General features: G+C 62.3%; 6 protein-coding genes. 3 read left to right on the forward strand and 3 right to left on the reverse strand.

The features are described from left to right. Positions 1-345 (forward strand): alpha/beta fold hydrolase family protein (locus tag QOC76_RS24140; protein WP_526361172.1); only part of this gene is annotated, 345 nt, incomplete at its 5' end. Positions 346-560: 215 nt separating this feature from the next. After that, on the forward strand, positions 561-1,088 hold the full coding sequence (locus QOC76_RS24145) for a hypothetical protein (RefSeq protein WP_526361174.1): 528 nt from the start codon (positions 561-563) through the stop codon (positions 1,086-1,088). Between the two features lie 52 nt (positions 1,089-1,140). Here the strand turns inward: QOC76_RS24145 and QOC76_RS24150 are convergent, their stop codons facing one another. The 3 genes from QOC76_RS24150 to QOC76_RS24160 all read right to left on the reverse strand — a co-directional run bounded on the left by QOC76_RS24150 (position 1,141) and on the right by QOC76_RS24160 (position 4,788). Then, entirely contained in the window at positions 1,141-2,424 is a 1,284-nt protein-coding gene (locus QOC76_RS24150) for a hypothetical protein (RefSeq protein WP_526361176.1), read from the reverse strand. 332 nt (positions 2,425-2,756) lie between these two features. After that, positions 2,757-3,506, reverse strand: a complete 750-nt coding sequence (locus QOC76_RS24155; RefSeq protein ID WP_526361178.1) for an O-methyltransferase — start codon at positions 3,504-3,506, stop codon at positions 2,757-2,759. 40 nt (positions 3,507-3,546) lie between these two features. Then, entirely contained in the window at positions 3,547-4,788 is a 1,242-nt protein-coding gene (locus QOC76_RS24160) for a flavin-containing monooxygenase (RefSeq protein ID WP_526361180.1), read from the reverse strand. Between the two features lie 237 nt (positions 4,789-5,025). On the opposite strand from QOC76_RS24160, the gene QOC76_RS24165 reads away from it, so the two are divergent. Further along, the gene (locus tag QOC76_RS24165) at positions 5,026-7,305 is read left to right on the forward strand and encodes an MMPL family transporter (protein WP_526361182.1); all 2,280 of its coding nucleotides are present in this window, start codon (positions 5,026-5,028) and stop codon (positions 7,303-7,305) included. The last annotated feature ends 4 nt before the right edge of the window (positions 7,306-7,309 follow it).

Here is a 7,309-nt window from a genome sequence, read left to right on the forward strand (position 1 = left end):
GTCGAGCGCGCGCTGCGTTTTCCCACTGGGTTGGGCAGGACCCTGATGACGGACTTGGCCGGCTGGGACGCCCGCGAAATGGAGAGCGCCCTCGATTCGGTCCACGTTCCGCTGCTCGCTATCCAAAGCACGACGCTCGACACCGCACGCCAGCGGGTATCACTCGAACCGGGCCTGAGCTCACCGTGGCTAGAACTGGTCAGCGCGCACGTGCCGCAGGCCAGCATCGAGATGCTGCACGGGTACAGCCACTTCCCGCAGATCGAACTGGCCGATGAGGTTACGGCCCTGATCGCCGACTGCGCTTGGCCGGCCAGCCACCGATACGTTCGTGGACGCGCCTGACTCGCGGGCCGAGCGCCCAGTAGTGAACTCGGCGGGGTTCGACCCTGGCGACTGAGCGAGAGCTCGGCACGAGATTCAACGATTTGACAGATGAGGAACTTCGGGCGCCGTCAAAACAGCAAGGCTTCTTCGGATATACCACTGTTGTCACGGATTCCAACTCGGCGGAACCTTCGCGGCCTCCCTCTGGTCCAACCGTCCAGTGGCACCGTCAAATGGACTTCGAGCCGCCGACGAGCAATCTCGACGTAGGTCGGCTTGAGTTTCTTTCCGCGGATCAAATGAATGAGAGCGCCATCGATGATTCCTACACTGAACGCTGGGTTTCTATAACGAACGGTGAGAACCGGTTCTTTATCGTCTATACCGAGCATATTGGGCGGCTCGACCATATGTTGCTGGTAGCGGGTGACCAATTCTTCTACGGACGTAATCGCGCGAAGGATCTGCCGCCCGCCCCCTCGCTTGATTCATTGATGTCCGGAGCCAGTCGAGGGCAGATGATCGAGTACCTGGATCTAGAGTTATCGGTCGGGCGAGTTCGCGGAGGAATGTTTCCGTGGGAGATTCAGTATTCGACACTTCCGTGGCGGGAGGGAAAGCCCGCTGAATTCGTCAGATCGATCCATGTCGATGATTCCACCAATAAGGTGACCTTAGGTGTCGGGCGGGATGACACCTGGAAGATGCCTACCAACACTTTGAACCCGACAGACTTAAGACTGTTGTTTCCCGAAAGGTAGCGGCTGGCAGCAGAAGGGTTTACGGCGGCGGCACACTCACGCTCGTCATCCCTTACCGCTGGCCGGCGATGACCGCTTTCGTCTCGGGATCGTTCTCGTCGCATTGCGTGGGAATCGTCCCGTTCATGTACCCGCCGCCGACATTCCAGGACTGCTGCGCAGCGTCCTTCTCCGAACCGCTTGCCACGCAGTTCTGTTCGCGCGAGCGGGCGATCGCTTCGATGCACCGCCAATAGGAGTACCGCGGATCAGTCTTGTCTGCCTCGGTCTCCACCCACTTGCTGTATTCGTCGAGATCGGTGAAGAGCTTGCCGTCGATGATCGAGCCGTACATCTCGAAACCTTTGGCGCACACCAGTGTGTTCTCGAAGGCGTCCGGGTTGTTGAAGCCGGCGTAGCCCTTGACCTTGGCTTGGATGTTGTTGTACGAAGTGGCCTTGGGAAAGTACTGCGCCAGTTCATTGAGCGTGATGGGCTTGCCATCCGGCGCGGTCGGCTTCTGGATCGTGAGTGTGTTGGTGAACAGCTGCCACCGCCAGTCGAAGTTGTTCACCTGCCCCACCTGCTTGTCGTCGGCGCTCAGCGAACCGTCGGCGATCGCCTTCGGCAAGAACTTGTCCTTGAACAGCTGCTGCGGCACGGAATACGTCGACGTCGCTCCGTTATAGGACAGTTCGAGCGTGACGACCTGCTTGTCGTTGTCCAATGAGTACTTGGCGTGCACCGAGGAGTCCGGCGCCGTCAGCGTGTCATCCGGACTACCCAGCGTGCGTATTGCGAAGCCGGGTGGCGGCCCGCCGGCCCCGTTGCCGAGCGCCATCGTCGGATAGGCCGTCCAACCGTCGTAGGTCGTGCTGTTGAACCCCGACTGCCAAGGCGAGTTCCACGGTGTCTGTGGAGGCGCATCGCCCGGGTCGAAACCCGTACTGCCAGCGGTGAGTTCGAAGTTGAATCCGCCGTTGGCCCAAAGCGTCTTCCCGCCTAGAAACCCACAGTAGGTCGGCTTGACATCGTCGAATACGGGTATCGGCTGCAGGATCGTCATTTGATCCCAGAGGCTTTGCGAGTTGTGAATCGGCGGCAATGCACTCTTGGTGACCGGCATGCTGAACGAGATCTCGTCGTAGTTGGCCTTGGCGAACATGTTTGGACCGTCATAGAAGCGGAACCACACGGGCGGCAGCGCTTCACCGGCGCACTTGTGCACCTCCTGCCGGTACGCATCGGCCTTGCGCGTAGTGGTGAAGGTCCTGTCTCCGACGATGCTGATCGCATCGCCCTGAGGGGTGATGCAGACGGCGGCCTGATTCTCGTTCTTCACCTCGAGCTGCGGCACTGCGCAGAGCTTGGCCAAATAGCCGCCGTCCCTGGCGCCCAATGGCTCGGAAGACGGCGACGGAGAGGACGACTGCCCAGATGAGGATGGCTGCCCGGACGAGGAGCAGCTCACTAATGTGAAGGTAAGAAATGGAATAGCGAGGAAAGCCACGCTGGAACGTGGGGAGAACCGGAAACGCATGAGGTTTCCTCCTGTCCGGAGTCGCCTCCGCCCCGAATGTAACAGCCGGTTGAATGCGCGGATGAGCTTTTCATGACATGTCGGGAGCTGGATGCTGAAAAGTAAGCAGTGTGCACGAATTGAGTCCGGCTGACGATCGGTAATACCGATTATTGAAGTAATACCGACTCGAGCACCAAGTCACGCACAACCGTCTGATATTCGCCGTGAGTGTTGTGCTCGATTGTCTCGAACTGCTTGCCCTGCTGCTGCCGCATGTATTCGCGGTACTTCGGCGCGCCTGGAATTCGGACATTGTCGGCGACCACAATCGAACCGGGGTGCAGCCAACCGCGACCCATGATGCTGTCCAAGTCCGACAGGTATGCATTTTTGACGTGGTCGAGAAACAGCAGGTCCAGGCTGCCGGCGCTGAACCCCTGGTCGGCTAGAGCCTGCAGTGTGCGGCCACCGTCACCGATTGTGCCGACCACACAGGTGATCCGGTCGTCCACGCCGGCGTGCGCCCAAATCCGTCGCGCGACCTCGGCGTTGGTCTCGGCGAACTCGACGGAGTAGACCTTGGCCGTCGGCGCGGCCCGAGCGATGCACAAGGCGCCGTAACCGCAATATGTGCCGAGCTCGAGGGCGAGGCGGGTATCGGCACGCTTGACAGCGGCGTCGAGCAGTTTGCCCTTCTCATCGCCCACATTGATCAGGAAGGACTTGTTGTATGCGAATTCGTCCATGGTGGTGAGAACGTCGTCGATATCACCCTTGCGCGCATTGGCTAATACGTACTCAGCGGCCGCGGCCTCCCGGCCGTCACCGAATTGGCCGGTTCTGGCGAAGGTTCGCGGGAAGAGAAACGTGTTGATAACCGACCAGCGCAGGGGTGCCAGCAACTGCTTTACAGTCATGGCTGCCAGCCTACGCGGAACGACCCGGATGGATGAGACATCAGTCCACCGCTGAAACAGTCAGCGGATCGACGGACTTCGAACGCGCTGTCGCCAGATATTTAGCAATTTCTCGGGCCAGGGGCGTGGCGTGCCGGCGGATTGCCCGTAGTGGCCCACTGGGCGGGATGCCGTATCCGATAGCGAACATCCCGCCGCCGATGTGCGAGGAAAAGCCGCCACGAGGGTTGCCGCGCTCGTCGAGTACGCCGAGATGCCCGATCATTCCGTCGAGATCGGCACTGAAGCCGGTCGAGGCGATGATCACGTCTGGCGCAAGGGACGAGCCGTCGACCAGGAGAACGCGGTCGGGTTCGACCGCGGCGACCGCAGCGACGACCTTGACGCGTCCGGCCCGCACCGCGTCGACTAGCTCGTCGGCCATCGTCGGGATGCGGCCTCGCTGCTGGACGGTCGCTTTCAGCCCGAGCGGCGGCCGGTGAAAGCCGTAGCCCGAAAGGTCGCCGCCCCACTGGAGGCGAAGGGTGCGTGCGATCACCGGATCAACCATGCTCGCAGGGATCCGGGCAGATAGTTCGAGGAAAAGATCGGATGGAATCGGTCCCATTGCCCGCCGCACGAGGTGCGGCGGTGTGCGCACCGCAAGCCAGATCCGGTCCGCGCAATTGTCGGCGAGCTGGGCCGCGATGTCGGCGGCCGAATTTCCGGCACCGACAACCAGAACGTTGCGGCCCCGGTATGGCCGAGCGTTACTGAAGTCGCCCGAGTGCAGGAACTCGCCGTTGAAGTGGCTGAGCCCGGGCCACGGCGGGATGATGGGCGTTCGGTAGTTGCCCGTGGCGAGCACGACTATCGGTGTTCGGATTTCGCCGGACGATGTGTCGAGTCGCCAACCACCTGATGCCCTGTCGATGTGGTTGACCCCGCACCCCAGCCGGAGCGTGAGGTCCTGCCGCCGGACATAGCTGTCGAAGTAGGCGACCATGTCCTCTTTGGTCGGCCAACGGCCGGCCGCGACGGGGATCCGTTGTCCCGGAAGGTGCGACAGGAAACCGGTGGTGTTGAGGCGGAAGTTGTCATACCGCGTACGCCACGAAATCGCCGGTGCAGCTGCGCGATCGATGGTGAGTGTGTTGATGCCGTGCTGATGCTTGAGCTCGCGGGCGACAGCAAGACCAGCCGGCCCCGCCCCGATGACAACGGCGTCGAAACTGTCCCGGTGAGCCGAGTCGAACGCGCCCGCGGCAGCGCGACATCGGCGACCGGCACGGGTCGACATCATGGTGGCGGAATCATTTCCCGCGACGAATCTGCGCGCACTCAGCATTCCCCTTCCCTGACTACCCCCTCAGGGAGAAACGATCCGAGCAACGAACCGAGCGCTCGGAAGGCGTACTTCGCGACAGTAACATCGGCCAATCGTTAAATTTGCTAAATTGACGCGGGAATTGCCATGGACCGGACTCTTCGGAGCCTCTGACTCATCCAAGGGCCCCGAACTCTGCTCGAAGGACATGACCTGCTGCACCGAATTGCCCGACTTGCCATCGCCGCACCACGGCGAATCATCGCCATGGCTGCGCTGGTGATGGTTGCTGCTGCCATATTCGGCATCCCGGTGGCAAACAGCCTCTCCCCCACTGGATTTGAGGATCCGACCTCCGAATCAGCGACGGCGACGCGTTTGCTCGCCGAGCGGTTCGGCCAAGGAGATCAAGCACTTCTGTTCACCGTCTCCTCGCCGGACGGTTTCGACAGCTCAGCGTCCCGTGCGGTGGGTACAGCGATCGTCGACCACCTACAGCGGTCATCAAATGTTGCCACCGTGATCTCCGCGTGGACCGCACCGCCCGCCGCCGCGTCCCAGTTGATCAGTAAGGACGGCAGGTCCGGGTTGGTCGTCGCCGGCATAATCGGCGGCGAAAGGAACGCGCCAAAACACGCCGATGAGCTGTCCAAGCAGCTCGTGGGCGAGCGCGACGGGGTCACTGTACGGTCGGGCGGCCCCGCGATGGTCAATTGGCAGATAACCCGGCAGACGCAGACAGACCTGCTCCTGATGGAGTCGATCGCGATTCCGCTCAGCTTCCTCGTGTTGGTCTGGGTATTCGGCGGGCTGTTGGCGGCGGTATTGCCGGTCATGGTCGCGGCCATGGCGATCGTGGGCACGCTGGCGATCCTGCGTCTGATCACGTTCAGCACCGACGTGTCCATCTTTGCGCTGAACCTGAGCACCGCGATGGGCCTTGCGCTGGCGATCGACTACACATTGCTGATCATCAGCCGCTTCCGCGACGAGTTGGCTCACAGCGCGACCCGCCACGACGCGTTGGAGCACACCATGGTGACGGCCGGCCGCACGGTGTTGTTCTCTGCGACAACCGTCGCGCTGTCGATGGCCGCCCTGACCTTGTTTCCGATGCACTTCCTGAAGTCGTTGGCCTACGCGGGAGTTGTCACAGTCGCCTTGGCCGCGACTGTGGCAGTGGTGGTGACACCGGCCGCCCTGGTATTGCTGGGCGACCGATTGAACTCGCTCGACGTGCGCTGGCTCGCGCGGCGCTTGCTGCGTCGACCGGCGCCGGCGCCTGTTCCTGTCGAGCAGCGGTATTGGTACCGCTCAACGAAATTCGTCATGCGCCATGCCATCCCCATCGGGTTGGCCGGTGTCACGCTGCTGGTGCTGCTCGGCGCACCGTTCCTCGGCGTCAAGTGGGGCTTCCCCGACGACCGCGTGCTGCCGACATCCGCCCCTGCACACCAGGTCGGAGATCAACTTCGCAGCAACTTCGCCGATGATCCTCCGAAGGCGGTGACGGTGGTCGTCCCCGACGCCAACGGCCTCGGGCCAGAACAGATAAGCCGATACGCGGCCGATCTCTCCCGCGTGCCTGGCATCACTTCGGTGTCCGCGCCGACGGGCAGGTTCGTCGGCGGTATGCCAACAGGCCTACCGTCAGCGCCGACCGGAGTAGCGCAGGGCAGCATATATCTCACCGCCTCGAGCACGGCGCCGTTGTTCTCATCCACTTCGGAGGCGCAACTCGACCGACTTCATGCGGTTGCGGGCCCTGGCGACAGGGACGTGTACATAACGGGGACGGCACAGACCAACCGGGACACCGTTTACGCCATCACCTCACGGCTTCCAACAGTGCTGGGGCTGATCGCCCTGATCGCGCTCGGACTGTTGTTCGTGCTGACGGGAAGCATCCTGCTGCCGGTGAAGGCTCTGGTGCTCAACGTCTTGTCGCTTACCGCCGCATTCGGTGCCATGGTTTGGATTTTCCAAGACGGGCATCTTGGCGCTCTCGGGACGACGGCTACCGGGACTCTGGTCACCAATATGCCCGTTCTGCTGTTCTGCATCGCTTTCGGTTTGTCGATGGACTACGAGGTCTTCCTCGTGGCCCGGATCCGGGAGTTCTGGTTGTCCTCGGGGCGCACTCCCGCCGATAACGACGAGAGCGTCGCCCTGGGCGTCGCGCATACCGGTCGAGTGATCACGGCCGCCGCGCTCGTGATGTCCATCTCGTTCGCAGCACTGACCGCCGCAAATGTGTCGTTCATGCGGATGTTCGGCCTCGGCCTGACGTTGGCAGTACTGGTTGACGCCACGCTGGTGCGAACGGTCTTGGTACCGGCCTTCATGCATTTGATGGGCCGGTGGAACTGGTGGGTGCCGGCGCCGCTGGTCTGGCTGCACGAACGCCTCGGAATTGGCGGGGGCGAGCCTGTCCGCACAGCGCCGAAGCACCGCGCGCCGCCCGCGCGACGGCATGACAGCGAGGCGGTGTAGTGAC

Origin of the sequence: Mycobacterium sp. (assembly GCF_032159565.1) — a bacterium.
Lineage (GTDB): Bacteria > Actinomycetota > Actinomycetes > Mycobacteriales > Mycobacteriaceae > Mycobacterium.

Bases quoted from the DNA above. Each gene is read 5' to 3' on its own strand.
- QOC76_RS24155 (WP_526361178.1), bottom strand. From the start codon at position 3,506: ATGACTGTAAAGCAGTTGCTGGCACCCCTGCGCTGGTCGGTTATCAAC.
- QOC76_RS24160 (WP_526361180.1), bottom strand. From the start codon at position 4,788: ATGATGTCGACCCGTGCCGGTCGCCGATGTCGCGCTGCCGCGGGCGCG.
- QOC76_RS24145 (WP_526361174.1), top strand. From the start codon at position 561: ATGGACTTCGAGCCGCCGACGAGCAATCTCGACGTAGGTCGGCTTGAG.